We start from the raw sequence: 24,823 nt of genomic DNA, 5'->3' as shown, positions 1-24,823 counted from the left end.
ATTCACCACCCCTGGTGCGTCACACAGAACGATCCGCATTCCTATGATGGGCGCACGACACCGCGGACCACCTCTGCCAGGCAGGGACCGTCAGGTGTACGGAGGCGCGACGGTGGTGGAGGGGTCGATGACTCAGGGGGCCGGTCAGGAACCCGTGGTGCGGACAGCGACGTTGCGCGACTTCCGCGTACCGCCGTACGCGCAGGTACCGATGGGAGCGGCCCTGCCGCACCCCGGCGACGTCGCGGTGGGCGACGAGCCGCCGGAGGGGTACACCCCCACCGAGCGCGATCTGCCCGTGATCAACCGCGGCGACACCGTCCAGGTGCAGGCCGTTCCGGACGCCCGGCCGGCCGGCGAAACGGGCCGCGGTCCGCTGTTCGTCGTCGGTGACGTCCACGGCTACCTGGAGGAGCTGCTGGCCGCCCTGGCCGAGCAGGGTCTCGTGGACGCCGACGGCCGGTGGGCGGCCGGCAACGCCAGGCTCTGGTTTCTCGGCGACTTCACCGACCGGGGCCCCGACGGCATCGGCGTCATCGACCTCGTCATGCGGCTCTCCGCGGAGGCCGCGGCGGCCGGCGGGTACTGCAAAGCGCTCATGGGCAACCACGAACTGCTCCTGCTCGGTGCGAAGAGGTTCGCCGACACCCCGGTGAACTCCGGGGCCGGTACCGCGACGTTCCAGGCAGCCTGGCTGCTCAACGGCGGCCAGAAGACGGACATGGAGCGGCTCCAGGACGTCCACCTGCAGTGGATGGCCCGGCTCGACGCGGTCGTCGAGGAGGACGGGCATCTGCTCATGCACTCCGACACGACGGCCTACCTCGACTACGGAAACACCATCGAGGACGTCAACGACACGGTGCACGCCATTCTCACGCGCAACGACGCCGACGAGTGCTGGGACCTCTTCCGTAAGCTCACCAAGCGCTTCGCCTTCCGCGACGAGGGCGGCGCCGAGGCCGTCCGCGAACTGATGGCGACCTACGGCGGGCAGCGCGTCGTCCACGGTCACAGCCCCATTCCGTACCTGCTCGGGGAGGTCGGGTCGGAGGAGGGCGAGGACGTCGCACGGCCCGTGGTGGACGGTCCGCACGTCTACGCGGAAGGACTCGCCATCGCGATGGACGGCGGAGTGACCATGGCCGGAAAGCTGCTGGTCGTCCAACTCCCGCTGCATGACTGAGGGCCGTCGGGGAAGGGCCGTCACGTCCCGGAGCGGTCGGCGCGTCGGGCCTATTTCCGGAAACCCCCTGTCACCCTGTGCCGTAGGCGCTCTACCATCGGCGTATCAGTAGCAGGCTCTCCTCCGTTTCCGCCTGATCATCCGGCCGCCGCACGGCCGGACAGGCCCTACGGAGCATCGGGGGATGCACATGAAAAGCGCTCCGCACCTGCTGGCCGAGGACCGCCCGGAGTACGAGCGGATCCTTGCCGACGCACTGCGTCATGCTCACGAACGGCCCGATCTGGACGGGGTGGGCGACCGTCTCAACACGGAACAGCTGCGGACGATGGTGCTCGACGCCACGCCCCTGATCACCGCGGCCGCCGCCACCGAGTACGAGCACTACGTGAAGGTCCGCGGCGAGTTGCGCGGACCGGAGGACCCCGAGGCCCGCTCCTCCGTCCTCGAACCGGCCTTGGACGAGGCCGCTCCCGAGGGCGCCGGTACGCTCGCGGTCATCGCCGTGCTCGCTCCCCTCCTCGCGGCCACGGCCGCCTTGATATTCCTGCTGATCGGGTACCCCCTGAAGGCGCTGGACCCCGCCCCGGCCTTCGCCGGGACGATGGTCGCCGCCGGATGGTTCTTCGCCGCCGTCGCCGCCGCCGCCATCCTCGTCGCCGCTGTCGGGCTCCTCGTCACCGCCCTGCGCAACGGCGCCAACGCGCTGCCGGCCGTGGACGAGGAGGAGGAACTGCCGGAGGACGTGGCGCGCGCCCGGGAGGCCTGGCGGCACGCCCTGCTGGAGCGCGGCATCCTGCCCTTCCTCCGGGACGCGCTGGCCGACCCGACCGCCGGCCACGCCTCACGGACGCCGCACCGCTCGGCCAACCGCATACCGAAGATCGGTTACAGCAGACCGGACTTCTCCGGGCCGGGGGACGGCCCCTCGGCCGGCCCCCGCCCCACCTTCACCAGCCCCGACTTCACCAGCCCGGACTTCGGCGGCCCCGAGCACCGGCCGGAGTGACCCGCCGGGCCGGTCCGGCCAGGGTGACCCGGCCGGACAGGCCCCGTACCAGGAGACCCTGGTGTCAGTCCGCGAGCGGCAGATAGACCCGGTTGCCCGCCGCCGCGAACTCCCTGGACTTCTCGGCCATCCCCGCCTCGATCTCGGCCTGCTCGGCCCCGTGCTCCCGCCGGATGTCGTGAGAGATCTTCATCGAGCAGAACTTGGGCCCGCACATCGAGCAGAAGTGCGCCGTCTTCGCCGGCTCGGCCGGCAGCGTCTCGTCGTGGAACTCCCGCGCGGTGTCGGGGTCGAGGGCCAGGTTGAACTGGTCCTCCCAGCGGAACTCGAACCTGGCGTCCGACAGCGCGTCGTCCCACTCCTGCGCCCCGGGGTGCCCCTTGGCCAGGTCCGCCGCGTGTGCGGCGATCTTGTACGTGATGACGCCGGTCTTCACGTCGTCACGGTTCGGCAGCCCCAGGTGCTCCTTGGGCGTGACGTAGCAGAGCATCGCCGTTCCCCACCAGGCGATCATCGCCGCGCCGATGCCGGAGGTGATGTGGTCGTACGCGGGGGCCACATCGGTGGTGAGCGGCCCCAGCGTGTAGAACGGCGCCTCCTCGCAGATCTCCTGCTGCAGGTCGATGTTCTCCTTGATCTTGTGCATCGGGACGTGGCCCGGGCCCTCGATCATCGTCTGCACACCGAACCGCTTGGCGACGGTGTTGAGCTCACCGAGCGTACGGAGTTCCGCGAACTGCGCCTCGTCGTTCGCGTCGGCGATCGAACCGGGACGCAGGCCGTCGCCGAGCGAGTAGGTCACGTCGTAGGCCGCGAGGATCTCGCACAGCTCCTCGAAGTGCTCGTAGAGGAACGACTCCTTGTGATGCGCCAGGCACCAGGCCGCCATGATGGACCCGCCGCGCGAGACGATCCCGGTCTTGCGGCGTGCCGTCAGCGGGACGTACGGCAGCCGGACGCCGGCGTGCACCGTCATGTAGTCGACGCCCTGCTCCGCCTGCTCGACGACCGTGTCCTTGTAGATCTCCCACGTCAGTTCCTCGGCCCGGCCGTCGACCTTCTCGAGCGCCTGGTAGAGGGGGACGGTGCCGATCGGCACGGGGGAGTTGCGCAGGACCCACTCGCGGGTGGTGTGGATGTTCCGGCCGGTGGACAGGTCCATGACCGTGTCCGCACCCCACTTGGTGGCCCAGGTCATCTTGTCCACCTCCTCCTCGATGGAGGAGGTGACCGCGGAGTTGCCGATGTTGGCGTTCACCTTCACCAGGAATCGCTTGCCGATGATCATCGGCTCGATCTCGGGGTGGTTGACGTTGGCCGGCAGAACCGCCCGGCCTGCGGCGATCTCCTCGCGCACGACCTCGGGTCCGACGTTCTCCCTGATCGCGACGTACTCCATCTCCGGGGTGATCTCGCCCCGGCGGGCGTACGCGAGTTGGGTGACCGGCCGGCCGTCGCGACTGCGGCGTGGCTGCCGCTGCCGGCCCGGGAAGACCGCGTCGAGGTTCCGCAGCCCTCCGCGCGGTGAGGTGTGCTTCAGCCCGTCGTCCTCGGGCCGGGCGGGCCGGCCCGCGTACTCCTCGGTGTCTCCGCGGGCGATGATCCAGTTCTCCCGTAGCGGGGCGAGGCCCCGGCGCACATCGGTGTCGACGGCGGGGTCGGTGTACGGCCCGGACGTGTCGTACAGCGTCACGTCGTTGCCGTTGGTGAGGTGCACCTGACGGACCGGCACCCGGAGGTCCGGGCGTGAGCCCTGGACGTAACCCTTGTGCCAGCCGATGGACTTCCCGGCCTCGTCGTTCTCCGTGCCGGCGCTGACCGCCGGGTCCACGTCGTCCGTCGGTATCTGCGCATTCCGCATCGAGGCAGGCGTGCGTGCGTCCGCTGTGGTCATGAGACCTACTCCCTACGCCGGCATTACCCGGTAACAGGTTCGGCGGTCGACGCAGCGTGTCCCGTATGGATATACGGAGGTCAGCGCCCTCTCAGCCCGGTGCTCCGAGCTCCCGCGTGTACAGATGTCGCTCCACGCTAGCCTCCTTTCTGGCGTGCTGACCAGAGGGCCTCCGCAGTTCTTGGGATGATCGCCGGGTGACGTCCCCCGGAAACGCCCCCGAATCCCCCGGCCACGCGACAGGCAGCACTCAGAGCCATGTGCACGCCCACAGCCACAGTCACGGCCCGGCCGCGCCCGTCTCCAAGCACCTGCGCAAGGTCATCGCGGCCGTGGTGATCCCCTTCGCGACCGCCGTGCTGGTCGGCCTCGTGGCGTTCTGGCCCGGCGGCACCCCAGCCCATGAGCGCACAGGTGTCGGGTTCGACCGGCAGACCCAGGACGGGCGGGTGACGAAGGTCGTGTCGGTCGACTGCGCCGACGTCAACGCCTCACAGGTGCCTCCGACCGGCGACACCTCGACGCCGTCGGGACGGGAGGCCGTCAACGAGCAGACGGGCCAGTGCAAGAAGGCCACGGTCGAGGTGACGACCGGTGAGGACAAGGGCCGTACGTTCGTCGAGGTCGTCCAGCCCGATGCCCCGCGGCAACTGCACGAGGGCCAAGGCGTGGTCGTGGCCTACGCACCCGACGCACCCCGGGATCTGCAGTACTCGGTCACCGACGTGGACCGTACGGTTCCGATGGCAGTGCTCGCCGGGCTCTTCGCCCTCGCGGTGGTCGTCGTGGGCAGGCTGCGCGGACTGATGGCGCTGATCGCCCTGGCCGTCTCCTTCGCCGTTCTGACCCTGTTCATCCTGCCGGCGATCCTCCAGGGGTCGAATCCCCTGGTCGTGGCAGTGATCGGGGCCAGTGCGATCATGCTGATCGCCCTCTACGCCTGCCACGGACTGACGGCCCGCACCTCGGTGGCCGTCATCGGCACGCTCATCTCGCTGGTGCTGATCGGACTGCTGGGCTCCCTCTTCATCGGCTGGGCCAGCCTGTCCGGGAACACCGATGACAACACCGGGCTCATCCACGGGCTGTACCCGGACATCGACATGAGCGGCCTGCTGCTGGCCGGTGTGATCATCGGCTCGCTCGGCGTCCTCGACGACGTGACGGTCACCCAGACGTCGGCGGTCTGGGAACTGCATCAGGCCGACCCGACGATGGGCGTGCGCCGGCTCTACCGCGCGGGCATCCGGATCGGCCGCGACCACATCGCCTCGGTCGTCAACACGCTCGTGCTCGCCTACGCGGGCGCGGCCCTGCCGCTGCTACTGCTCTTCTCGATCGCGCAGAGCAGCGTGGGCACCGTGGCCAACAGCGAACTGGTCGCGGAGGAGATCGTGAGGACGCTGGTCGGATCGATCGGGCTGGTCGCCTCGGTGCCGGTGACGACGGTGCTCGCGGCCCTGGTGGTCTCCGCGGACCGCACGGGGCTCGGCGCGGAAGCCGGAGCTCCAGCACCCGTACGGACCGGGAAGGGCCGACGCCGCAAAGCATGAGCCGGGACACCGGACGCGTGGCCGGTCGCCGGCGCTCGGTGTTCAGCCGGATCCGCCCGATCAGCCGGCGTTCTGTTCCTTGGCGAGAATGCGGCCCAACGCCTCTTCCAGATTGCCGTCGAAGTCACCCAGCGTGTGCTCCTGCCCGAGTGGCACCAGCTTGTCCGTCCGATCGAGGAAGGCCACAAGAGGTGCCGTGCCGGCCCTGAAGAGCGCTCGGTCCGCACCGACCTGAAGGCGGATGTGTACATCCGACAGCCCTTCGGGCTCGATCGGGCCGATGTGCACATCGCCGTCACCACTGGGGCTGTTGAGACCGTCGAGCAGCAGCTCACGGCCGAATGCCCAGGTGACGGGGGCGTCACCTGGCAGGTGGAAGGTCATCCGGATCGCATACGGATCACTGACCTCGTACCGGAGCTCCACAGGAATACGGAAGGAGAGCTCCTCGGAGACGAGGAAGCTCATCATGACCTCTGCTTGAACCGACTCGCGCATCGTTCAACCCCGCAGTAGATGAAACTGGCCAGGAATGATCCCCCATGGCCCTATTGACGCCATCGTGATGCACGCGATAGCAGATCACAAGGAGTGATTTTTCAGATACTGATAGAGAACACGAACGAGCGCAAGAGGGTGGTCACTTCGCAGCGTAGTTGTTCGACTGCGGGGAGCAACCGTTCTTCCTGATCCAGGGGGAGAGAAACAGCCATGGCCGCGACGGCGGAACCGACAGTGATCGGAATGGCCGCACAGACCGTGCCCATGGCGTACTCCTGCCGTTCGACGACGGGTTCCGTACGTTTCATCGCTCTCAGCCGGCACAGCAGCGCCTGACGGTCCCTTACGGAGTAACGCGTCAGCGGCCGGACGGGGTGCCGGTCCAGGTGGTCCTCGCGCGCACGCTCGTCGAGCTGCCCGAGAAGACACTGCCCGAGGGCGTGGGCGTGACCTGTCTCCCGGAACGAGGCCCACTCGCGCACCGCGGGTGCGGCGGGAGTGTCGGCGACGGCGACCATCTCGATCTCGCCGTCCTTGTAGAGGGCGCAGTACACGGGGGCGCCGATGACGTGCGCCCAGTGCGCGAGGGAGTCGACGATCACTCCGGGACGTGGAGTGGCGGCACCTCCGCCCAGCCTCTCGGCCGCGGCCCCGAAAAGGAAGACGCCGTTCTCCCTGCGGAGGTATCCCTCATGGGTCAGGGTGCGCAGCAGGTGGTAGGCGGTGGGGAGGGGAAGACCGGCCTCCCGGGCGAGCTGCTTCGCCGGCGCCCCGTCCCGATGGGTGCCCACAGCCTCCATAAGTCTCAGCGCCCGCTGAACAGAACCGATCAACGTCGGGACAGCGGTACTCGATGCCGTGGTCACAGGTCACCCCCAGGCATGGTGACGGGCTCTCAGCCCTCCCGCGGGGGCCGCCCCCACGGGCCCGCCGCGAGCCTGGGGTCCGGAGACCGGACGGTCGCACGAACCACTGGGCAGGATGGTGACAGACCGTCATTTCCCAGCTGGCGGCAGCGGTACGTCACTGTATCCGCACGTTCAGTCACGAGGGGGGTTTCGTCCTGGACTTAGCTCAGCTGGGCTAATCGCCGAATGTGTGACCCGTCCCCCGCTCCGCGTACACGCTGTGACCGCGTGTCCGCGCCGTCCTCCTACCAGCCCCCGCGCTCGGACGAGGACATGAACTTCCGGACGACAAAGATCAGGCCACCCACGAGGACGACGAACACCAGCAGCTTGAACAGCAGCCCGATGACGAACCCGACCACGCTGGCGATCAGGCCACCGAACACGACGATCGCGATGAGAGGCACCGCGACCCACTTCACCCACCAGGGCATCCCCGCGAAAATCTCCCGCACCGCCATCACCGTTACCTCGTCTCCGTGAGTTCCTGCTCCGATGCTAAGGGCGCGGGCATGGCCTGCGGGGGGCCGGGAGCCCTTGAAGTCCCCTGAGCGATCCCCTAGGGAACATCAAGATCCCGGACCACGGGTACCGGTGAAAACCCGGAGGCCGACCGCTCAGCCCTCCGGCGGGGAGAAGACCACCATCACCCGGAGGTCCTCGGTGATGTGATGGAACTTGTGGGCGACCCCGGCGGGTACGTACACGACGCTTCCCCGTCCCACCTGCGTGGTCTCCGTACCCACCGTGATGGATGCCCTGCCGCTGACGACGAAGTACACCTCGTCCTGCTGATGGGGTTGCTGGGGGTCGAGCGCGCCGGCGTCCAGGGCGTACAGACCGACGGACATGTTGCGTTCCCGGACGAACTGCAGATAGGCGCCGTCGTTGGCGGCGCGCTCCGCCTCCAGTTCGTCCAGCCTGAATGCCTTCATCGTCCGTCCGCCCCTCGCGCATGTGCTCGTACACCCGGCCGGTGCCGGCCACGGATCATGTCTGCAACGATCAGACACATGAAGAATTTCGTAGTCAAGACGATCGCCAACGCGGGTGCGCTGGCCGTGGCCATCTGGCTGCTCCAGGACATCACGCTGACCGGGGACAACACCGGCCGCAAGACCCTCACCCTGATACTGGTGGCCCTGCTCTTCGGCTTGGTGAACTTCGTCGTCAAGCCGGTGGTGAAGCTGCTCACCCTGCCCCTGTTCATCCTGACGCTCGGGCTGATCACCCTCGTGGTCAACGCGCTGATGCTGATGCTGACCTCCTGGCTCGCCGACGTCGTCGGTCTGAACTTCCACGTCGAGGGCTTCTGGACCGCGGTCCTGGGCGGCCTGATCATCTCGGTCGTGTCCTGGGCGCTCAATGTGGTGCTCCCCGACGAGGACTGAACGGTCCCCTGATGACACAGTGCGGAGCGGACCGGTGAGCACCGGGGAGAGACGAGGTAATGGGAATGAGCACCATGGGTGACGGGACACGCGCCGTACGAGCGGGCCTGCCCGAACCGGAACAGTACGAGCCCACTCTCCCCGGTCCGGTCTTCGCCGCGCACTTCCATCTGTCCGGCGAACCCGTCGGTCCTTACACGTACGGCCGGGAGACCAATCCGACCTGGACCCACCTGGAGCGGGCCATCGGCGAGCTGGAAGCGCCCGGGCAGGAGGTGGAGACGACGGTCTTCGCCTCCGGTATGGCGGCCGTCTCCGCAGTGCTGCTGTCCCAGGCTCGTACCGGCGACGTCGTGGTCCTGCCGAACGACGGATACCAGGCGCTGCCCCTGGTGCGCGAGCAGTTGGAGGCGTACGGCGTCGAGGTCCGCACCGCGCCCACCGGTGGCGACGCCCAGCTGGAGCTCCTGGAGGGCGCCAAGCTCCTCTGGATCGAGACTCCCTCCAATCCCGGGCTCGACGTCTGTGATGTGCGCCGGCTCGTCGAGGCGGCGCATGCCGCGGGCGTCCTGGTAGCGGTCGACAACACTCTGGCCACCTCTCTCGGCCAGCGTCCTCTGGAGCTGGGCGCCGACTTCTCGGTGGCCAGCGACACCAAGGGCATGACCGGGCACGGGGACATCCTTCTGGGGCACGTGAGCTGCCGGGACCCACTGCTCTCGGCCGGGGTGCGGCGCTGGCGCAAGGTCGTCGGCGCCATTCCCGGCCCCATGGAGGCCTGGCTCGCACATCGCTCGCTGGCGACTCTGCAGCTGCGGATCGACCGTCAGTGCACGACGGCTCTGGCCTTGGCCGAGGCCCTGACCGCGCGTGCGGACGTGTCGGGGCTCCGCTACCCGGGATTGCCCACGGACCCCTCGTACCCGATCGCCGTGCGACAGATGCGGCGCTTCGGCTCGGTGGTCTCGTTCGAGCTGGCGGACGAGCAGACCGCTGAGCGTTTCCTGGGCGCGCTGCGGCTGGTGGACGACGCGACGAGCTTCGGCGGCGTCCGTTCCACCGCCGAGCGGCGTGCGCGCTGGGGCGGTGACGCGGTACCGGCGGGCTTCATCCGGTTCTCGGTGGGCGCCGAGGACCCCGAGGACCTGCTGGCGGACGTGGCACGGGCGCTGGACGCCTCGGTGCGCTGACGCCCCGCGCATACGGTCCTGGCAGGACCGGTCCGGGACAGGCGTCCCCGTCCACCGGACCGGCCCCGCTCGGGACGAGCGGTCCGAGCCTCCCCCCTCGTGGCTCGGACCGCCCCGGTTCCTGCGCCGAGAACCGTCTGGACAAGGCTAATTGACTGTGCGTCAGTGTCCAATCACAGTAACGACAGCCAGCTATCGACATATTTATAGTTGAGGCGGTCGTAAGGGACGGTGCGGTCCGACGCAGCGTCAGCCGGAGTGGAGAGGGCGGACCGTGGACCTGTCCCTGCTGCGCACGTTCGTGACGGTGCACAGGGCCGGATCCTTCACCCGGGCCGCCGCCCTGCTCGGACTCTCACAACCCGCCGTCACCTCACAGATACGCGCCCTGGAACGGCAACTGGGCCGCCCGCTCTTCCTGCGCAGGGCCCGCGGGGTCACCCCGACCACGGTGGGTGACGAACTCGCCCACCGCGCAGCCCCTCACCTCGACGCGCTGGTCGACATCGTCGAGGCGGGGCTCGACGAGGAGTCGGGAACGCGGACACTGCACCTGGCCGGTCCGCCCGAGTTCACCTCCGTCCGGGCGCTGCCGGCCCTCACGCCGCTGATCTCCCAGGGGCTCGCGCTACGCAGCACTTTTGTCACGAACGCCGAGGACATGTGGGAAGGGCTGGCGGCCGGGCACCACGATCTGGCCATCACCACGGCCCGTCCGCGAGGTGGACTGATGACATCGACCACCCTCTGCGACGAGGAGCACGTCCTGGTCGCAGCGCCGCGCTGGGCGGGGCACCTGGGGCCCGGAACGCTGCGACACAAGGGGTCCGTGCTTCTGGAGCAGCTTCCGGTGGTGGAAGTGCACGAGAGTCTCCCTTTGATCTCGCACTACTGGGCCACGGTCTTCGACAGCAGCCCGGCCGCTGCGGCCGCCGTGATCGCACCGGATCTCCGGGCTGTTCTGGAGTGCGCGGCAGCGGGCGCGGGCCTCGCGGTGCTCCCGCGCTATCTCTGCGAGGGCGCGCTGGAGCGGGGTGAGGTCGTGGCGCTGCTCGACCCACCGGTACCGCCCCTGCGCACGTACTTCCTCATCGCGAGGACCGGCACACTCGGGCTCCCGCACATTGCGCGGGCGCACGAGTGGCTGGTGCGTGCTGCCGTGGACTGGTGACCGGACGGCCGGCAGGCGTTTCAGACCGGGTTTCCTGGGCCACGCTCTTGCCATGACCGAACGCCCCGTGGTCAAGCGCACAGCTCGCGCCGTCCTGCTCGACGGCGATGACCTCATCCTGATCAAGCGCACCAAGCCAGGTGTCGACCCGTACTGGGTCACACCGGGTGGTGGCGTGGAGCCTGAGGACGCCACCGTCGTCGAGGCGTTGCACCGCGAGGTCGACGAGGAGCTCGGCGCCAAGGTCGTCGACGTGGTGCCCTGCTTCGTCGACACCGTCGAGCACATTGCCGGTGGCGGCGTCAAAGGTGTGAAGGTGCAGTATTTCTTCGTCTGCCGACTGGCGTCGATGGATCTCTCGCGTCGGCACGGACCGGAAATCGACGAACCCTGCGGAGAGTACGACGTCGTCCGTGTGCCCTTCAGCCGCGTCGGAATCGCAGCCGTGCACCTCGTGCCCCTGTCGCTTCGGCACTACCTGGACGCCAACATCGAGGGTGTACGGGCGCTGCATGCGCCCGATCTGGGCTGATCCCCGGTTCGGGTCGGGTCCAGGTGGGGTGTACGGCGGACGGCCCTGGCTGCCCGCGTGCACCTCGGCGGGCAGCCGTGGACGAACGCACTGTCGCCCGGCCGTCCGATTCCCGCGTGACACCGTGTTTCACGTGAAACCTCTGCGGCGCCTCTTCGTCAACGCGCCATCGGCACCGAAGCCGTGGGGGCGGACTCGCTGAGGCCGACGTCCGCGACAGGCACGGAAGCGTGTGCCGCAGCCGGATCACCGGCGAACGTCCGACGCTCGATCGAACCGGAGATTACGGCCAGCAGCAGCGCCGAGGCGGCGAGTGCAGCACCGACCCAGTTGGGCGCGGTGTACCCGAACCCGGCTGCGATCACGATGCCTCCGAGCCACGCCGAGAGAGCGTTCCCGAGGTTGAAGGCTCCGATGTTGACCGCCGAGGCCAGGGTGGGAGCACCGGCCGCCTGGTCGAGTACACGCTTCTGGAGCGGCGGCACGGTCGCGAAGCCGAGGGCCCCGATGAGAACGATGGTCACCGCTGCGGCGATCTTGTTGTGCGCAGTCACGGTGAAGAGGGCCAGGACCGTGGCGAGCGCACCGAGCGACACGTACAGCATCGGCATCAGATGGCGGTCGGCGAACTTGCCGCCGAGCAGGTTGCCGCCGACCATGCCCAGGCCGAAGAGGACCAGGAGCCAAGTGACGGACGACGTGGCGAAGCCGGCAGTGTCCGTCATCATCGGCGTGATGTAGGTGATCGCCGCGAAGACACCGCCGAACCCCAGCACCGTCATCGCCATGGCGAGCAGCACCTGGACGTTGCGGAACGCAGCCAGCTCGTGGCTGATGCGCACCCCCTGAGCCTTCGGCTGCTCCGGCACGAGCTTCGCCACACCGAGGAGACCCAGGACTCCGAGTCCCGCGACGACGAAGAACGTCACGCGCCAGCCGAAATTCTGGCCGATGAAGGTTCCCAGCGGAACTCCGACGACATTGGCGACGGTCAGGCCGGTGAACATCATGGCGATGGCACCTGCCCTCTTCTCCGGAGCGACCAGATCCGCGGCCACGACCGATCCGATACCGAAGAAGGCGCCGTGGGCGAGTGAGGCGATCACTCGCCCGGCAAGCATCACGCCGAAGACGGGGGCAAGGGCGGAGACCACGTTCCCCACGATGAAGAGCCCCATCAGGAGCATCAGCATGCGCTTCCTGGTCACGCGGGTGCCAAGCACGGTCATCAGGGGAGCACCGAGGACCACGCCCAGGGCGTAGCCGGTGACGAGGAAGCCGGCAGTCGGAATCGAGACCTGGAAGTCAGCCGCGACATCGGGAAGCAACCCCATGATCACGAACTCGGTGGTGCCGATACCGAAAGCCCCTATGGCGAGGGCGAGGAGCGCGAGCGGCATGGATGTCACTTCCTTAAGGATTGCATGTGCCCGTTACGAGCGTTCACAATAATTGCAGACGCCTGTTAATTGCAAGCGCGGGCTATTGCGTCCGTGCCCTATCCTGGAGGCAAGCAGCTCCCGTACGGAGGAGAGACCCGTGACCGCGACAGATCCCGCCCTGACGTCCCTCGCGCAGAGCTGGTGCGCCCTCTCCCTGCTCCACGGGAAGATCGAAAGTCGTATCGAGCGGGCCCTCCAGTCCCGCCACAACCTCAGCGCGCGGGAGTTCTCCCTGCTCGACGTCCTGAGCCGCCAGCACAGCGGAACGGGTGGGCACCTGCAGATGAAGCAGGTGGCGGACGCTGTGGTGCTGAGCCAGAGCGCCACCACCCGACTGGTCACCCGGCTCGAGGACCGTGGGCTGCTCACCAGGTACCTGTGCGACACGGATCGCCGGGGTATCTACACGGACGTCACAGAAGCGGGTCTCACGCTGCTGAACGAAGCCAGGCCCACCAATGACATCGCGCTCCGCGCCGCTCTCGACGAAGCTGCCGAGAACCCGGAGCTCGCTCCCCTGGTCCGGACCGTCGAGGCGCTGAAGATCCCCGCCTGAGCCAACGGGGTTGCGTAGTCTGCCGATCATGAGCGATCTCGACATACGTCCCGCCGCACTCGCCGACATACCCGCCGTCGTGGCCATGCTGGCCGACGACCCGCTGGGCGCGCAGCGCGAGTCCCCGGACGACCTCGCGCCTTACCGGTCCGCGTTCCGGCGGATGTGCGACGACCCGAATCAGCATCTGGTGGTGGCCGTGCGCGAAGGCCGCGTCGTGGGGAACCTTCAGCTCACCGTCATTCCCGGGCTGTCCCGGCGCGGCGCGACGCGCTCGGTCATCGAAGGCGTCCGCGTCCATGCCGACGAGCGGGGCAGCGGGCTCGGCACACAGCTGATCCAGTGGGCGGTCGACGAATCCCGGCGCCAGGGATGCCAGTTGGTGCAGCTGACGTCGGACAACACGCGTACCGACGCCCACCGTTTCTATGAGCGGCTCGGCTTCACCGCAAGCCACGTGGGGTTCAAGCTTGCCCTCTGATCGGGGCATCACCACCCAGTTCCGCACCTCGGGAGGTTTCGCGTGTACCGCATCGATGACGAGCAGCGCAGGCTCAGGCTCGGCCGGCGGCATCTGCTCGCTCCCGCTGCCCGGGCCTCCTCCGTCGTCGCGGTGGCGGACGCCGTCGTCGCGCTGCACGCGACGGACGCCGCCGCCGTCTTCCTCTCCGCCTGTGCACGGCTCACCACCCCCGACATCGGTGCGGTGGAGCGAGCGCTCTACGAGGACGTCTCCTTGGTGCGTCTCCTCGCCATGCGGAACACCCTGTTCACCATGTCCCGGGCCGTCGCGGCTTCCGTCGACGCGTCACATGCACGGCGCGTGGCAGCCAAAGAACGGCAGAGGCTCCTCAAGCATCTGAGGGAAGACGGGAACGGGCTGGACGAGCGGTGGCTCGCGGCGGTCGAGCAGCAGACAATCGCGGTTCTGTCCCTGCGGGGCCGTGCGACGGGGAGCGAGCTTTCAGCAGTCGTACCGGCATTGCGCACCAAGATCACGGTCTTCCCCGGGACGAAACAGGAGACGGTGCAAGGCGTAGCGTCCCGGGTGATCCGTGTGCTGGCCGCCGAGGGCCGCATCCGGAGGGACCGGCCACGCGGCACCTGGACCTCCAGCCAGTTCCGCTGGACGGCCTCGGAGCCTTTGCCCCCATCGGATCCCGCACGGGCTCGGGTGGAAGTAGCCCGGCGCTGGCTCCAGTCCTACGGTCCCGCGACCGAAAAAGATCTCGCGTGGTGGACCGGCTGGGGCGTCCGCGAGACACGCGAGGCCCTGGCCGCGATCGCCCCCGAGGAAGTACTGCTCGACAGCGGGGCAGCCGGCTGGGTCATCCCGGGAGATCTCGCCGCAGAGCCTCCCTCCGAGCCGTGGGCTGCTCTGCTCCCGGGCCTCGACCCCAGTGCGATGGGGTGGGCCGACCGCACGTTCCAGTTGCCCTCGAACCACCGCGCCGCCCTGTTCGACCGCGCGGGCAACATCGGGCCCACGGTGTGGTTCAACGGCGGGATCGTGGGTGGCTGGGCCCAGCGCGCCGACGGTGAGCTGGTGTGGCGCCTGCTGTCCGACGTAGGCGGGGAAGCCTCAGAGCTCGTCGCCTCCGAGGCGTCGCGGATGTCGGCATGGATGGGCGACGCCCGGATCACTCCGCGCTTCCGTACGCCTCTGGAACGCGAGCTGACTGCCTGAGCCTGCGCCGACGCGCAAGCCGATGGCCTGTTGCTCGGCAGAGTAGGGCGAAGTCGGCCCGGCGTTGGTGTTTCACGTGAAACGCCGGACCGGCCTCTCCCTCATGCTCCCCATCGTGCGCTCATCGCGAGCTTCGGGCCGCTTCTCGGCTGCTCAGAGGTCGAGACCTCGCCAACCCTCCGCGTCCACACCGCCGGGGATGGCCGCACTCCTGTCGTACGGCTCCCGGGTGAAGACGAACGACCCCAGGTCGAGATGGTCGACCGTGCCGTCATCCGCACGCACCACTCGGAGCGTCTCCCCCGCGTAGTAGCCGTTGAGTCCCACCCACGTGCCGTCGGGGCGTGCCCGGAACCGTGCCGCACGGCCAACGCCTCGCAGCGGCTGGAACTCGAGACCCCCGTCGGCGAGCAGTTTCAGGGCGTGTACCTGGGTGCCCCAGTACCAGGGGCCGGTCAATGCCAGCAGCCCTGCGTCGACCTCGGGCAGCGGCCGCCACGGTTCCGGCATCCTCGGTTCCGCGTCGGCGACGATCTGGATGAGGTCCGCGGCGACCGCGCCGGTCAAAGGGCCGGAGGTGGCGTTCGAGAGCACGACGGCCGCCACATCGTCCTCGACGCTGAACAGCAGAGTGGCCAGGAACCCGGGCAGTGATCCGGAGTGCCCGAAGAGCGTGCGGTTTCCGCGGCGCAGGGCCTGCAGACCGAGGCCGTACGCTCCGGCCCAGTCACCCGTCTCGGGCGGGGCAGCGGGGGCGCGCATCTCCGCGACCGAGGCCGCACACAGCACCCGCTCATCGCCCTGCGCCAGGAAGCCCGCGAAACGCAGAAGATCGCTGGTGGTCGACCAGAGCTGACCGGCCGGTGCCATCAGTCCGAGGTCCTCCGCCGGCTCCGGCAGCATGACGTCGGCCCAGGGATGAACGGCCCAGCCTCCGGCATGCGGAGCACTGGCCTGCGGAGTCGTACGGTCCATCCCCAGAGGTTCCAAGATCTCGCGGCGCAGCACGCCGGCCCAGGAGTCGCCGCGCAGTGCCTCGACCAGGGAGCCGAGCAGCGTGTAACCCGGGTTCGAGTAGTGGTGGAGATGACCGGACGGGTGGATCAGGGGCTCGTCCCCGACCACATCCGCCAGTTCCGCACGCGTGGTGCCCGGTGTCCTCTCCCACCAGGGGGCAGGTGTCTCGGCCCGCAGGCCACCGCCGTGACCGAGCAGCTGGAAGACGGTCAGCCGCCCGACGTCCTTGCCCGTGCCCGGCAGGTGCTTCTCGAGGGCGTCGTCCAGATCCAGCAGGCCTTCGTCGCGCAGGCGCATCACCAGCACGGCGGTGAACGTCTTGGTGATGGAACCGATCCTGAACTGCGTGTCCCCATCGGGTGCATGCCCGTCCACACACGTGCGCGCGCCACTCCACGCGGTCTGTCCGTCCCGTCGCACCGCGGCGACGAGAGACGGGGCCCGGCCTTCGGCTTGCGCTGTCGCGACGCGATGGAGCAGGGCACGCCGGGTGCCGGGGAGCAGGTTTTCGGAAGAGGTCATGCCCAAGGATGACCTGCCCGGCCACCGCCTGACGAACGGTTTCGCCCCAGTTCCGTCCTCGGCGCGACCGGTACGTTTCAGGCGCCGAGGCGACGTTCCTCAGTCCCTCAGGTCTGGGCCATGTCGACGAAGCGCGAGTAGTGGCCCTGGAAGGCCACGGTGATCGTCGCCGTCGGACCGTTACGGTGCTTGGCCACGATCAGGTCCGCCTCGCCCGCGCGCGGTGACTCCTTCTCGTAGGCGTCCTCTCGGTGCAACAGGATCACCATGTCGGCGTCCTGCTCGATGGAGCCGGATTCACGAAGGTCGGAGACCATCGGCTTCTTGTCCGTGCGCTGTTCGGGTCCACGGTTCAGCTGGGAGAGGGCGATGACCGGCAGCTCCAGCTCCTTGGCGAGGAGCTTGAGGTTTCGGGACATGTCCGATACCTCCTGCTGGCGGCTCTCGGCCCGCTTGGCTCCGCCGGACTGCATCAGCTGCAGGTAGTCGATGACCACGAGCTTGAGCTCGTTGCGTTGCTTGAGGCGACGGCACTTCGCCCGGATCTCCATCATGGACAGGTTCGGCGAGTCGTCGATGTAGAGCGGAGCAGCCGACACATCCGGCATCCGCCGGGCGAGGCGCGTCCAGTCCTCGTCGGTCATGGTGCCGGAGCGCATGTGGTGGAGGGCCACGCGAGCCTCGGCCGACAGGAGACGCATGGCGATCTCGTTCCGTCCCATTTCGAGGGAGAAGATCACGCTGGGCAGATTGCTCTTGATGGAACAAGCGCGTGCGAAGTCCAGGGCCAACGTGGACTTGCCCATCGCGGGTCGGGCGGCAATGACGATCATCTGGCCTGGGTGCAGTCCGTTGGTCAGGGCGTCGAGGTCCGTGAACCCGGTCGGCACACCGGTCATCTCACCGCTGCGGGAGCCGATCGCCTCGATCTCGTCGAGAGCGCCCTCCATGATGTCGCCCAGCGGCAGGTAGTCCTCGCTGGTGCGCTGCTCCGTGACGGCGTAGATCTCGGCCTGGGCCGAGTTGACGATCTCGTCCACGTCGCCGTCGGCCGCGTATCCCATCTGCGTGATCTTGGTGCCGGCCTCGACGAGACGCCGGAGCACCGCCCGCTCGTGAACGATCTCCGCGTAGTACGAGGCGTTGGCAGCGGTCGGGACGGACTGGACCAGCGTGTGGAGATACGGCGCCCCACCGACCTTGGTGATCTCGCCCCGCTTGACCAGCTCGGCAGCCACCGTGATCGGGTCGGCCGGCTCCCCCTTGGCGTAGAGGTCGAGGATCGCCGTGTACACGGTCTCGTGGGCGGGACGATAGAAGTCATGGCCCTTGATGATCTCCACGACGTCCGCGATGGCGTCCTTGGAGAGCAGCATTCCACCGAGCACCGACTGCTCGGCGTCGAGGTCCTGCGGAGGCACCCGCTCGAAGCCGGACGAGCCGCCGTCCCAGCCGCTCTCCCGACCGCGCTCGTGCTGTTCCTCGCGCCCCTTGCCCTCTCCGCGGCGCTGACGGGAAACAGGCAGACGGTCACTGGGACCGACATCGGCCCAGGGGTCGTCCAAAGGCTCGGGAATGCTCACCGGGCCACCTCCTCCCGTCCGCTTCGCGGACCTAGCCGTGCCACTCTTTCTTACGGCACGGCACCGACAAACAAGACGCCCGACTCCGGTTCCGGCGCGTCAAGTTCTGCGGACTTCCAAGCCGGAACGGAGTGCGGGCGCCGCTCCACGGTAGGCCGGTCCGCACCGTCAGCCAATCTGGTTATCCACAGGGCATGTGGACGACTGACCAGATGCTGTGGAGAACTCCTCGGATCCTGTGCACGGACCGGGGGACAGCACTGTGGACAAACTCATAGGGGCCACCCAAAGACGGCCCTGACCTGGCCTTTCTCCATCCACGGGTTGTGGGAGAGAAAAACTTTTACCCTCCGCCCAAGATCACCGCGATCACTCCATCGCCGAACGAGAAAACCTGAAGGAAGTAAGACCCTCAGGCGCATTGCATCTCTTACCTGTGGAAGATTAGATTGACTCTCATGACCCAGGCACCGACGGATCAGCGACCCTCACGCCGCCGACACGACCGAGAGATCATCGCTCTCGCCGTGCCGGCCTTCGGCGCCCTGGTGGCCGAGCCACTTTTCGTCATGGTCGACAGCGCCATCGTCGGTCATCTCGGCACACCGCAACTGGCCGGCCTGGCGATCGCAGCGGCACTTCTGACGACCGCGGTCAGCGTCTTCGTCTTCCTTGCGTACGCCACCACAGCCGCCGTCGCTCGTCAGGCAGGAGCAGGAGATCTGGCCTCCGCCATCCGCCAGGGCATGGACGGAATCTGGTTGGCGCTGCTGATCGGTGCCGCTGTCGTCGCCGTCGCGCTGCCACTGGCACCGTGGCTGGTCGACGTCTTCGGAGCGTCCGACACCGCGACCCCCTACGCCACCACGTATCTGCGCATCTCCAGCCTCGGCATCCCGGCGATGCTCGTGGTGCTCGCGGCGACGGGAGTTCTCCGGGGGCTGCAGAACACCCGAACGCCGCTGTACGTGGCGATCGGTGGATTCGCGGCCAACGGAGCGCTCAACGTCGGGCTCGTCTACGGCGCCGGGCTGGGGATCGCAGGGTCCGCGTGGGGCACCGTCATCGCCCAGGTGGGCATGGCGCTCGCGTACCTGGTCGTCGTGGTCCGTGGGGCCCGGCGGCACGGAGCATCCCTGCGTCCGGATGCTGCGGGAATCCGGGCCTGCGCCCAGGCGGGCGTACCTCTGCTGATTCGCACGCTTTCACTGAGGGCGGTCCTGATGATCGCTACCGTCGTCGCCGCCCGCCTCGGCGACACCGATATCGCAGCACACCAGATCATCCTCTCGCTCTGGAGTCTCACGGCCTTCGCGCTCGACGCGATCGCCATCGCCGGGCAGGCCATCATCGGCCGTTATCTGGGGGCGAACGACGCCAAGGGCGCCCGGGAGGCATGCCGCCGTATGGTCCAGTGGGGAATCGCCTCCGGGGTGGTCCTCGGGGCAGCGATCATGCTCGCCAGGCCGCTCTTCGTTCCGCTGTTCACCAGTGACTCCTCGGTACAGGACACTCTCCTGCCCACGCTCCTGGTCGTCGCGCTCTCCCAACCGATCTCCGGTGTGGTCTTCGTTCTCGACGGAGTGCTGATGGGTGCCGGAGACGGCCGCTACCTCGCCTGGGCCATGGTCCTGACCCTGGCGGTCTTCGCCCCGGTCGCACTCCTCGTGCCCAGCCTCGGTGGAGGCCTGACCGCGCTCTGGGGAGCGATGACGCTGATGATGACCGTCCGGTTGCTGACGCTGTGGACGCGTACCCGGTCAGGCCGCTGGGTCGTCACCGGAGCCACGCGCTGACTCGTCCGGCAGAGCCCCGGCGCTGCGTTTCACGTGAAACGACGAAGGGCCGCACCTGGTGGGTGCGGCCCTTCATCTCACACTGCTGTGCTGTGCCCTTAGGCAGCAACGACCTCGATACCGAGCTTCGCGGCAACCTCGGGGTGCAGACGGACGGACACCTGGTGTCCGCCCAGCGTCTTGATCGGCGAGCCGAGCTCGACGCGACGCTTGTCGACGTCCGGACCACCAGCGGACTTGATCGCCGAGGCGATGTCGGCCGGGGTGACGGAGCCGAAGAGGCGGCCGGCGTCGCCGGAGCGAACAGCCAGACGGACCTTCACGGCCTCGAGCTTGGCCTTGATCTCGTTGGCCTGCTCGATCGTCGCGATCTCGTGGATCTTGCGGGCGCGGCGGATCTGCGCCACGTCCTTCTCGCCACCCTTGGTCCAGCGAATGGCGAAGCCACGCGGAACCAGGTAGTTGCGGGCGTACCCGTCCTTGACGTCCACGACGTCGCCGGCGGCACCGAGGCCAGTGACCTCGTGGGTGAGGATGATCTTCATGATTCGGTCACCCTTCCCTTATCGCGCGGTGGACGTGTAGGGCAGCAGCGCCATCTCACGGCTGTTCTTGACTGCCGTGGCGACATCACGCTGGTGCTGAGTGCAGTTGCCGGTGACGCGGCGGGCACGGATCTTGCCGCGGTCGGAAATGAACTTCCGCAGCATGTTCGTGTCCTTGTAGTCCACGTACTGGGTCTTGTCCTTGCAGAACGCGCAGACCTTCTTCTTAGGCTTGCGCACAGGCGGCTTCGCCATGGTGTTTCTCCTGTGTGATCAAGAAGTGGGGGTACGAGCAGCCCTAGAAGGGCGGCTCGTCCGAGTAGCCGCCGCCGGAACCGCCGGAGCCGCCGGAGCTTCCGCCCCAGCCGCCCCCGCCGCCCTGCTGGCCCCCGCCCTGCTGGCCGCCGGAGGGAGCGTTGGTGGCCCACGGGTCGTCGGCGGGAGCACCGCCGCCACCCTGCTGGCCACCGCCACCGGGACCGCCGCCCCAGTTGCCGCCGCCCTGCTGGCCGCCGCCGTATCCACCCTGGCCGCCGCCCTGGCCACCTCGACCCGTGGTCTTGGTGACCTTGGCCGTGGCGTTCTTCAGGCTGGGGCCGACTTCCTCGACGTCCAGCTCGTAGACCGTGCGCTTGACGCCCTCACGGTCCTCGTAGGACCGCTGCTTCAGCCGGCCCTGCACGACGACGCGCATGCCTCGCTGGAGCGACTCCGCGACGTTCTCCGCCGCCTGACGCCAGACCGAGCAGGTGAGGAACAGGCCTTCGCCGTCCTTCCACTCATTGGTCTGCCGGTCGAAGATGCGGGGAGTGGACGCGACACGGAACTTCGCGACCGCCGCACCGGACGGGGTGAAGCGCAGCTCGGGGTCGTCGACGAGATTGCCGACGACCGTGATGACGGTCTCGCCTGCCATGGGTGAACCTCTCGGCGGGGATTGCTTCTGGCTGCTTGCTACTCGAACCCGATGACCGCTGAGCTAGATGCTCAGTGGGTCTCGGGACGGAGGACCTTGGTCCGGAGGACCGACTCGTTCAGGTTCATCTGTCGGTCGAGCTCCTTGACGACCGCAGGCTCGGCCTGCAGGTCGATGACCGAGTAGATGCCCTCGGGCTTCTTCTTGATCTCGTAAGAGAGACGACGACGGCCCCAGGTGTCGACCTTCTCGACCTTTCCGTTGCCCTCACGGACGACGGAGAGGAAGTTCTCGATCAACGGGGAGACTGCGCGCTCCTCGAGATCGGGGTCGAGGATGACCATCACCTCGTAGTGACGCATGTGGAACCCACCTCCTTTGGACTCAGCGGCCACGGTCGTTCCGTGGCAGGAGGGTCGTGATGCGTAAGCAACAGTGTCTCCGAGTAAAACAGCCGCCACTGACAACGCCCGTCTTCGAGATTCGAGGGGGGCCGCAGTGCTGGCTCAGGGCAGACACCGGTGCAGACTGTACAGAGTACCCGCAGACCGGCTTCCGGTTGAAATCCGGTGTCCGGGGCGCACAATCGAGACAGATGCGGTGTGACAGGCGCTACATTGCACCGCCCTTCGCACTGGAGGTGCTCCATGGCACAGGCAGTCCGACCCGCCGGAAGCCGAACCGCTTCCCGCTCGACGTCCAAGGCCCGTCCGGCCACGGGATCCCTCTTCGCCACGGACGGCAGGCCGCACCCGCTCCAGGACGTACTGATGGCGGTGACCGGCGTCCTCGGAGTCCTCGCGTTCGTGACGGCGATGTTCCACAGCCTGCACCTGGTCAGCTCCTGGGCCGGGCTGATCGGCATCCTGACCGGCGCCTACGGGCAGTACATCTCCCGGACCACATGGGAGCGTTTCGGTCTGATCATGGGGATCGGCGCGTCCGCGGTCGGCTTCTATCTCGGCATGGCCCACGGGGGCCTCTTCGGCGGCGTCGTCACCTGACCGGCACAGCCCCGGTCGGCAAGGACGGCCGTCCCGCGCAGTGCACCGGCGGGCGGTCCCGCGCGGGTGGCGCCCGGTCCGGTCCCTACGGGCCAGACGGGGCGCCCCTCGGTCACAGTAGGCTTCGGCGCGAGAGCCGGAGCCCCTGACCGATGGGGACACACCTGCCGAGGAGCGCCCCGCATGAGCCTGACCCTGAGGACCATCAGCCGAGAACAGCATCTGGCGTACATCCAGAGCCTGCCCTCGGCCAGTCACTGCCAGGTCCCGGCGTGGGCTGACGTGAAGACCGAATGGCGCTCGGAGAACCTGGGATGGTTCGACAAGAACGGCGAGATCGTCGGCGCCGGGCTGGTGCTCTACCGCCAGCTCCCCAAGATCAAGCGCTATCTCGCGTACCTCCCGGAGGGGCCGGTCATCAACTGGTACGCCCCCAACCTGGACGAGTGGCTCCAGCCGATGCTCGCCCACCTGAAGCAGCAGGGCGCCTTCTCGGTGAAGATGGGCCCTCCCGTGGTGATCCGCCGCTGGGACTCGACCGCCATCAAGTCGGGAATCCAGGACCCGGACGTGAAGCGGCTGCGTGACGTCGAGGCGAGCCACATCGAGCCGCGCGCCTTCGAGGTCTCGGACCGGCTGAGGAAGATGGGCTGGCAGCAGGGCGAGGACGGCGGCGCCGGTTTCGGTGACGTACAGCCCCGCTACGTCTTCCAGGTACCGCTGGCCAACCGCTCCCTCGAGGACGTGCTCAAGGGCTTCAACCAGCTCTGGCGGCGCAACATCAAGAAGGCCGACAAGGCCGGCGTCGAGGTGGTCCAGGGCGGCTACGAGGACCTCGCCGAGTGGCAGCGGCTGTACGAGATCACCGCCGTGCGCGACCACTTCAGGCCGCGCCCGCTCTCGTACTTCCAGCGCATGTGGTCGGTACTCAACTCCGAGGACCCCAACCGCATGCGGCTGTACTTCGCGCGTCACAACGGCGTGAACCTGTCGGCCGCCACGATGCTCGTCGTCGGCGGGCACGTCTGGTACTCCTACGGCGCCTCGGACAACATCGGGCGCGAGGTCCGTCCCTCCAACGCCATGCAGTGGCGGATGCTCCGCGACTCGTACGCGATGGGCGCGACCGTCTACGACCTGCGCGGCATCAGCGACTCGCTGGACGAGACCGACCACCTCTTCGGGCTGATCCAGTTCAAGGTCGGCACCGGCGGCGAAGCCGTCGAGTACGTCGGCGAATGGGACTTCCCCCTCAACAAGCTGCTGCACAAGGCGCTGGACATGTACATGTCCCGACGCTGACCCGCACCGCGAAACCCCCGTCCATCAGCCTCTCCTCTCTCACTCACACCGCAGCCACCAGAAAGGTTCCGGGCCGGCCATGGCGCTCTCCCTCTACGTCGACACCGCGCGCTGGCGGGCGCACCAGAAGTCCGTGCTGGACCAGTTCCCAGGACTCGTCCCCGTCTGCAAGGGCAACGGGTACGGCTTCGGACACGAGCGGCTGGCCGACGAGGCGATCCGTTTCGGATCCGACATCCTGGCCGTCGGCACCACCTACGAGGCCGCGCGCATCAAGGACTGGTTCAGCGGCGACCTGCTGGTGCTCACGCCCTTCCGACGAGGTGAGGAGCCGGTCCCGCTGCCCGACCGCGTCATCCGCTCCGTCTCGTCCGTCGACGGTGTGCACGCCCTCGTGGGTGCGCGGGTGGTCATCGAGTGCATGAGCTCGATGAAGCGCCACGGGGTGAAGGAGGAGGAGCTCGGCCAGCTGCACGCGGCCATCGAGGACGTCCGCCTCGAAGGTTTCGCGCTGCATCTGCCGCTCGACCGCACGGACGGCTCGGACGCGGTGGAGGAGGTCATCGCCTGGATGGACCGGCTGCGTGCCGCCCGGCTGCCGTTGCACACGATGTTCGTCAGCCATCTGCGGGCCGAGGAGCTGGCGCGGCTGCAGCAGCAGTTCCCCCAGACCCGCTTCCGCGCGCGCATCGGCACGCGGCTCTGGCTCGGCGACCACGAGGCGACGGAGTACCGCGGCGCGGTCCTCGACGTCACCCGCGTCGTGAAGGGGGACCGTTTCGGCTACCGCCAGCAGAAGGCGGCGTCCGACGGCTGGCTGGTGGTGGTCGCCGGGGGGACCTCCCACGGTGTCGGCCTGGAGGCCCCGAAGGCCCTGCACGGGGTGATGCCGCGCGCCAAGGGCGTGGCACGCGCCGGGCTCGCCACGGTCAACCGCAACCTGTCGCCGTTCGTCTGGGCCGGCAAGCAGCGCTGGTTCGCCGAGCCGCCGCACATGCAGGTGTCGATCCTGTTCGTGCCCTCGGACGCCCAGGAGCCCAAGGTCGGCGACGAACTGGTGGCCCACCTGCGACACACCACGACCCAGTTCGACCGGCTCGTGGACCGATAAACCACGC

General features: G+C 68.3%; 26 protein-coding genes. 14 read left to right on the top strand and 12 right to left on the bottom strand.

Features of this window, described 5'->3' with window-relative positions; genetic code table 11:
* The first annotated feature begins 127 nt into the window (after nucleotides 1-127).
* A complete protein-coding gene (locus tag IA22_RS0107530) occupies nucleotides 128-1,186 on the top strand; it encodes a metallophosphoesterase (RefSeq protein WP_030123083.1) in 1,059 nt (352 codons plus the stop codon).
* A gap of 184 nt (nucleotides 1,187-1,370) precedes the next feature.
* Nucleotides 1,371-2,195, top strand: a complete 825-nt coding sequence (locus IA22_RS0107525) for a hypothetical protein (protein WP_030123082.1) — start codon at nucleotides 1,371-1,373, stop codon at nucleotides 2,193-2,195.
* A 64-nt stretch (nucleotides 2,196-2,259) separates the two neighbouring features.
* Here the strand turns inward: IA22_RS0107525 and thiC are convergent, their stop codons facing one another.
* Nucleotides 2,260-4,089: a phosphomethylpyrimidine synthase ThiC gene (thiC, locus tag IA22_RS0107520; RefSeq protein WP_014155180.1), complete on the bottom strand. Its 1,830-nt coding sequence runs from the start codon at nucleotides 4,087-4,089 to the stop codon at nucleotides 2,260-2,262.
* A 197-nt stretch (nucleotides 4,090-4,286) separates the two neighbouring features.
* Here thiC and IA22_RS0107515 point away from each other — a divergent pair, with 197 nt between their 5' ends.
* The gene (locus IA22_RS0107515; RefSeq protein ID WP_014155181.1) at nucleotides 4,287-5,642 is read left to right on the top strand and encodes a YibE/F family protein; all 1,356 of its coding nucleotides are present in this window, start codon (nucleotides 4,287-4,289) and stop codon (nucleotides 5,640-5,642) included.
* A gap of 60 nt (nucleotides 5,643-5,702) precedes the next feature.
* On the opposite strand, the gene IA22_RS0107510 is transcribed toward IA22_RS0107515, so the two are convergent.
* From IA22_RS0107510 to IA22_RS0107495, 4 genes are all read right to left on the bottom strand, one after another.
* Nucleotides 5,703-6,140 carry an SsgA family sporulation/cell division regulator gene (locus IA22_RS0107510; RefSeq protein WP_030123081.1) on the bottom strand — a complete coding sequence of 146 codons (438 nt, stop codon included), beginning with the start codon at nucleotides 6,138-6,140 and terminating at the stop codon, nucleotides 5,703-5,705.
* A gap of 101 nt (nucleotides 6,141-6,241) precedes the next feature.
* Complete coding sequence (locus tag IA22_RS0107505; protein WP_276323071.1) at nucleotides 6,242-7,009, bottom strand: IclR family transcriptional regulator; 768 nt, start codon at nucleotides 7,007-7,009, stop codon at nucleotides 6,242-6,244.
* A gap of 287 nt (nucleotides 7,010-7,296) precedes the next feature.
* Nucleotides 7,297-7,512, bottom strand: coding sequence for a DUF5326 family protein (locus IA22_RS0107500; RefSeq protein WP_014155184.1), 216 nt, complete (start codon nucleotides 7,510-7,512; stop codon nucleotides 7,297-7,299).
* Between the two features lie 156 nt (nucleotides 7,513-7,668).
* The gene (locus IA22_RS0107495) at nucleotides 7,669-7,986 is read right to left on the bottom strand and encodes a cupin domain-containing protein (RefSeq protein WP_015577932.1); all 318 of its coding nucleotides are present in this window, start codon (nucleotides 7,984-7,986) and stop codon (nucleotides 7,669-7,671) included.
* A gap of 78 nt (nucleotides 7,987-8,064) precedes the next feature.
* Between IA22_RS0107495 and IA22_RS0107490 the strand changes: the two genes are divergently transcribed.
* The 4 genes from IA22_RS0107490 to IA22_RS0107475 all read left to right on the top strand — a co-directional run bounded on the left by IA22_RS0107490 (nucleotide 8,065) and on the right by IA22_RS0107475 (nucleotide 11,335).
* The gene (locus tag IA22_RS0107490) at nucleotides 8,065-8,442 is read left to right on the top strand and encodes a phage holin family protein (protein WP_015577931.1); all 378 of its coding nucleotides are present in this window, start codon (nucleotides 8,065-8,067) and stop codon (nucleotides 8,440-8,442) included.
* Between the two features lie 65 nt (nucleotides 8,443-8,507).
* Nucleotides 8,508-9,632 carry a cystathionine gamma-lyase gene (locus tag IA22_RS0107485; protein ID WP_030123080.1) on the top strand — a complete coding sequence of 375 codons (1,125 nt, stop codon included), beginning with the start codon at nucleotides 8,508-8,510 and terminating at the stop codon, nucleotides 9,630-9,632.
* Between the two features lie 274 nt (nucleotides 9,633-9,906).
* Nucleotides 9,907-10,803 carry a LysR family transcriptional regulator gene (locus IA22_RS0107480; protein WP_014155188.1) on the top strand — a complete coding sequence of 299 codons (897 nt, stop codon included), beginning with the start codon at nucleotides 9,907-9,909 and terminating at the stop codon, nucleotides 10,801-10,803.
* A gap of 52 nt (nucleotides 10,804-10,855) precedes the next feature.
* Nucleotides 10,856-11,335, top strand: a complete 480-nt coding sequence (locus IA22_RS0107475; protein ID WP_014155189.1) for an NUDIX domain-containing protein — start codon at nucleotides 10,856-10,858, stop codon at nucleotides 11,333-11,335.
* 158 nt (nucleotides 11,336-11,493) lie between these two features.
* Here IA22_RS0107475 and IA22_RS0107470 read toward each other — a convergent pair whose 3' ends face one another.
* Entirely contained in the window at nucleotides 11,494-12,735 is a 1,242-nt protein-coding gene (locus IA22_RS0107470; RefSeq protein ID WP_030123079.1) for an MFS transporter, read from the bottom strand.
* A 139-nt stretch (nucleotides 12,736-12,874) separates the two neighbouring features.
* Here IA22_RS0107470 and IA22_RS0107465 point away from each other — a divergent pair, with 139 nt between their 5' ends.
* From IA22_RS0107465 to IA22_RS0107455, 3 genes are read left to right on the top strand one after another with little or no spacing between them, the layout of a single operon-like run.
* Nucleotides 12,875-13,333 carry a MarR family winged helix-turn-helix transcriptional regulator gene (locus tag IA22_RS0107465; protein WP_014155191.1) on the top strand — a complete coding sequence of 153 codons (459 nt, stop codon included), beginning with the start codon at nucleotides 12,875-12,877 and terminating at the stop codon, nucleotides 13,331-13,333.
* 28 nt (nucleotides 13,334-13,361) lie between these two features.
* Nucleotides 13,362-13,814, top strand: coding sequence for a GNAT family N-acetyltransferase (locus IA22_RS0107460; protein WP_015577928.1), 453 nt, complete (start codon nucleotides 13,362-13,364; stop codon nucleotides 13,812-13,814).
* A gap of 42 nt (nucleotides 13,815-13,856) precedes the next feature.
* Nucleotides 13,857-15,020, top strand: a complete 1,164-nt coding sequence (locus IA22_RS0107455) for a winged helix DNA-binding domain-containing protein (protein WP_030123078.1) — start codon at nucleotides 13,857-13,859, stop codon at nucleotides 15,018-15,020.
* 153 nt (nucleotides 15,021-15,173) lie between these two features.
* Here the strand turns inward: IA22_RS0107455 and IA22_RS0107450 are convergent, their stop codons facing one another.
* Together IA22_RS0107450 and dnaB are read right to left on the bottom strand one after the other, a co-directional pair.
* Nucleotides 15,174-16,559 carry a serine hydrolase domain-containing protein gene (locus IA22_RS0107450; protein ID WP_030123077.1) on the bottom strand — a complete coding sequence of 462 codons (1,386 nt, stop codon included), beginning with the start codon at nucleotides 16,557-16,559 and terminating at the stop codon, nucleotides 15,174-15,176.
* Nucleotides 16,560-16,666: 107 nt separating this feature from the next.
* Entirely contained in the window at nucleotides 16,667-18,124 is a 1,458-nt protein-coding gene (gene dnaB / locus IA22_RS0107445) for a replicative DNA helicase (RefSeq protein ID WP_030123076.1), read from the bottom strand.
* Between the two features lie 476 nt (nucleotides 18,125-18,600).
* Here dnaB and IA22_RS0107440 point away from each other — a divergent pair, with 476 nt between their 5' ends.
* On the top strand, nucleotides 18,601-19,938 hold the full coding sequence (locus IA22_RS0107440) for an MATE family efflux transporter (protein ID WP_030123075.1): 1,338 nt from the start codon (nucleotides 18,601-18,603) through the stop codon (nucleotides 19,936-19,938).
* A 98-nt stretch (nucleotides 19,939-20,036) separates the two neighbouring features.
* Here IA22_RS0107440 and rplI read toward each other — a convergent pair whose 3' ends face one another.
* The 4 genes from rplI to rpsF form a co-directional block, all read right to left on the bottom strand.
* Nucleotides 20,037-20,483, bottom strand: coding sequence for a 50S ribosomal protein L9 (gene rplI / locus IA22_RS0107435; protein WP_014155197.1), 447 nt, complete (start codon nucleotides 20,481-20,483; stop codon nucleotides 20,037-20,039).
* A gap of 18 nt (nucleotides 20,484-20,501) precedes the next feature.
* The gene (gene rpsR, locus IA22_RS0107430; RefSeq protein ID WP_003967857.1) at nucleotides 20,502-20,738 is read right to left on the bottom strand and encodes a 30S ribosomal protein S18; all 237 of its coding nucleotides are present in this window, start codon (nucleotides 20,736-20,738) and stop codon (nucleotides 20,502-20,504) included.
* 43 nt (nucleotides 20,739-20,781) lie between these two features.
* Nucleotides 20,782-21,399, bottom strand: a complete 618-nt coding sequence (locus IA22_RS0107425; RefSeq protein WP_030123074.1) for a single-stranded DNA-binding protein — start codon at nucleotides 21,397-21,399, stop codon at nucleotides 20,782-20,784.
* Between the two features lie 71 nt (nucleotides 21,400-21,470).
* Nucleotides 21,471-21,761 carry a 30S ribosomal protein S6 gene (rpsF, locus tag IA22_RS0107420; protein WP_006604399.1) on the bottom strand — a complete coding sequence of 97 codons (291 nt, stop codon included), beginning with the start codon at nucleotides 21,759-21,761 and terminating at the stop codon, nucleotides 21,471-21,473.
* Nucleotides 21,762-22,046: 285 nt separating this feature from the next.
* On the opposite strand from rpsF, the gene IA22_RS0107415 reads away from it, so the two are divergent.
* From IA22_RS0107415 to IA22_RS0107405, 3 genes are all read left to right on the top strand, one after another.
* A complete protein-coding gene (locus IA22_RS0107415; protein ID WP_014155199.1) occupies nucleotides 22,047-22,403 on the top strand; it encodes a hypothetical protein in 357 nt (118 codons plus the stop codon).
* 183 nt (nucleotides 22,404-22,586) lie between these two features.
* Nucleotides 22,587-23,705: a lipid II:glycine glycyltransferase FemX gene (locus IA22_RS0107410; protein ID WP_014155200.1), complete on the top strand. Its 1,119-nt coding sequence runs from the start codon at nucleotides 22,587-22,589 to the stop codon at nucleotides 23,703-23,705.
* A 79-nt stretch (nucleotides 23,706-23,784) separates the two neighbouring features.
* Nucleotides 23,785-24,816, top strand: a complete 1,032-nt coding sequence (locus tag IA22_RS0107405; protein ID WP_014155201.1) for an alanine racemase — start codon at nucleotides 23,785-23,787, stop codon at nucleotides 24,814-24,816.
* Nucleotides 24,817-24,823: the final 7 nt, after the last annotated feature.

Source organism: Kitasatospora papulosa (assembly GCF_000717245.1).
In the GTDB taxonomy this organism is placed as follows: Bacteria; Actinomycetota; Actinomycetes; order Streptomycetales; family Streptomycetaceae; genus Streptomyces; species Streptomyces papulosus.
Note: the sequence above shows the minus strand (reverse complement) of the source record. Positions and strands in the feature narration are given on the sequence as shown.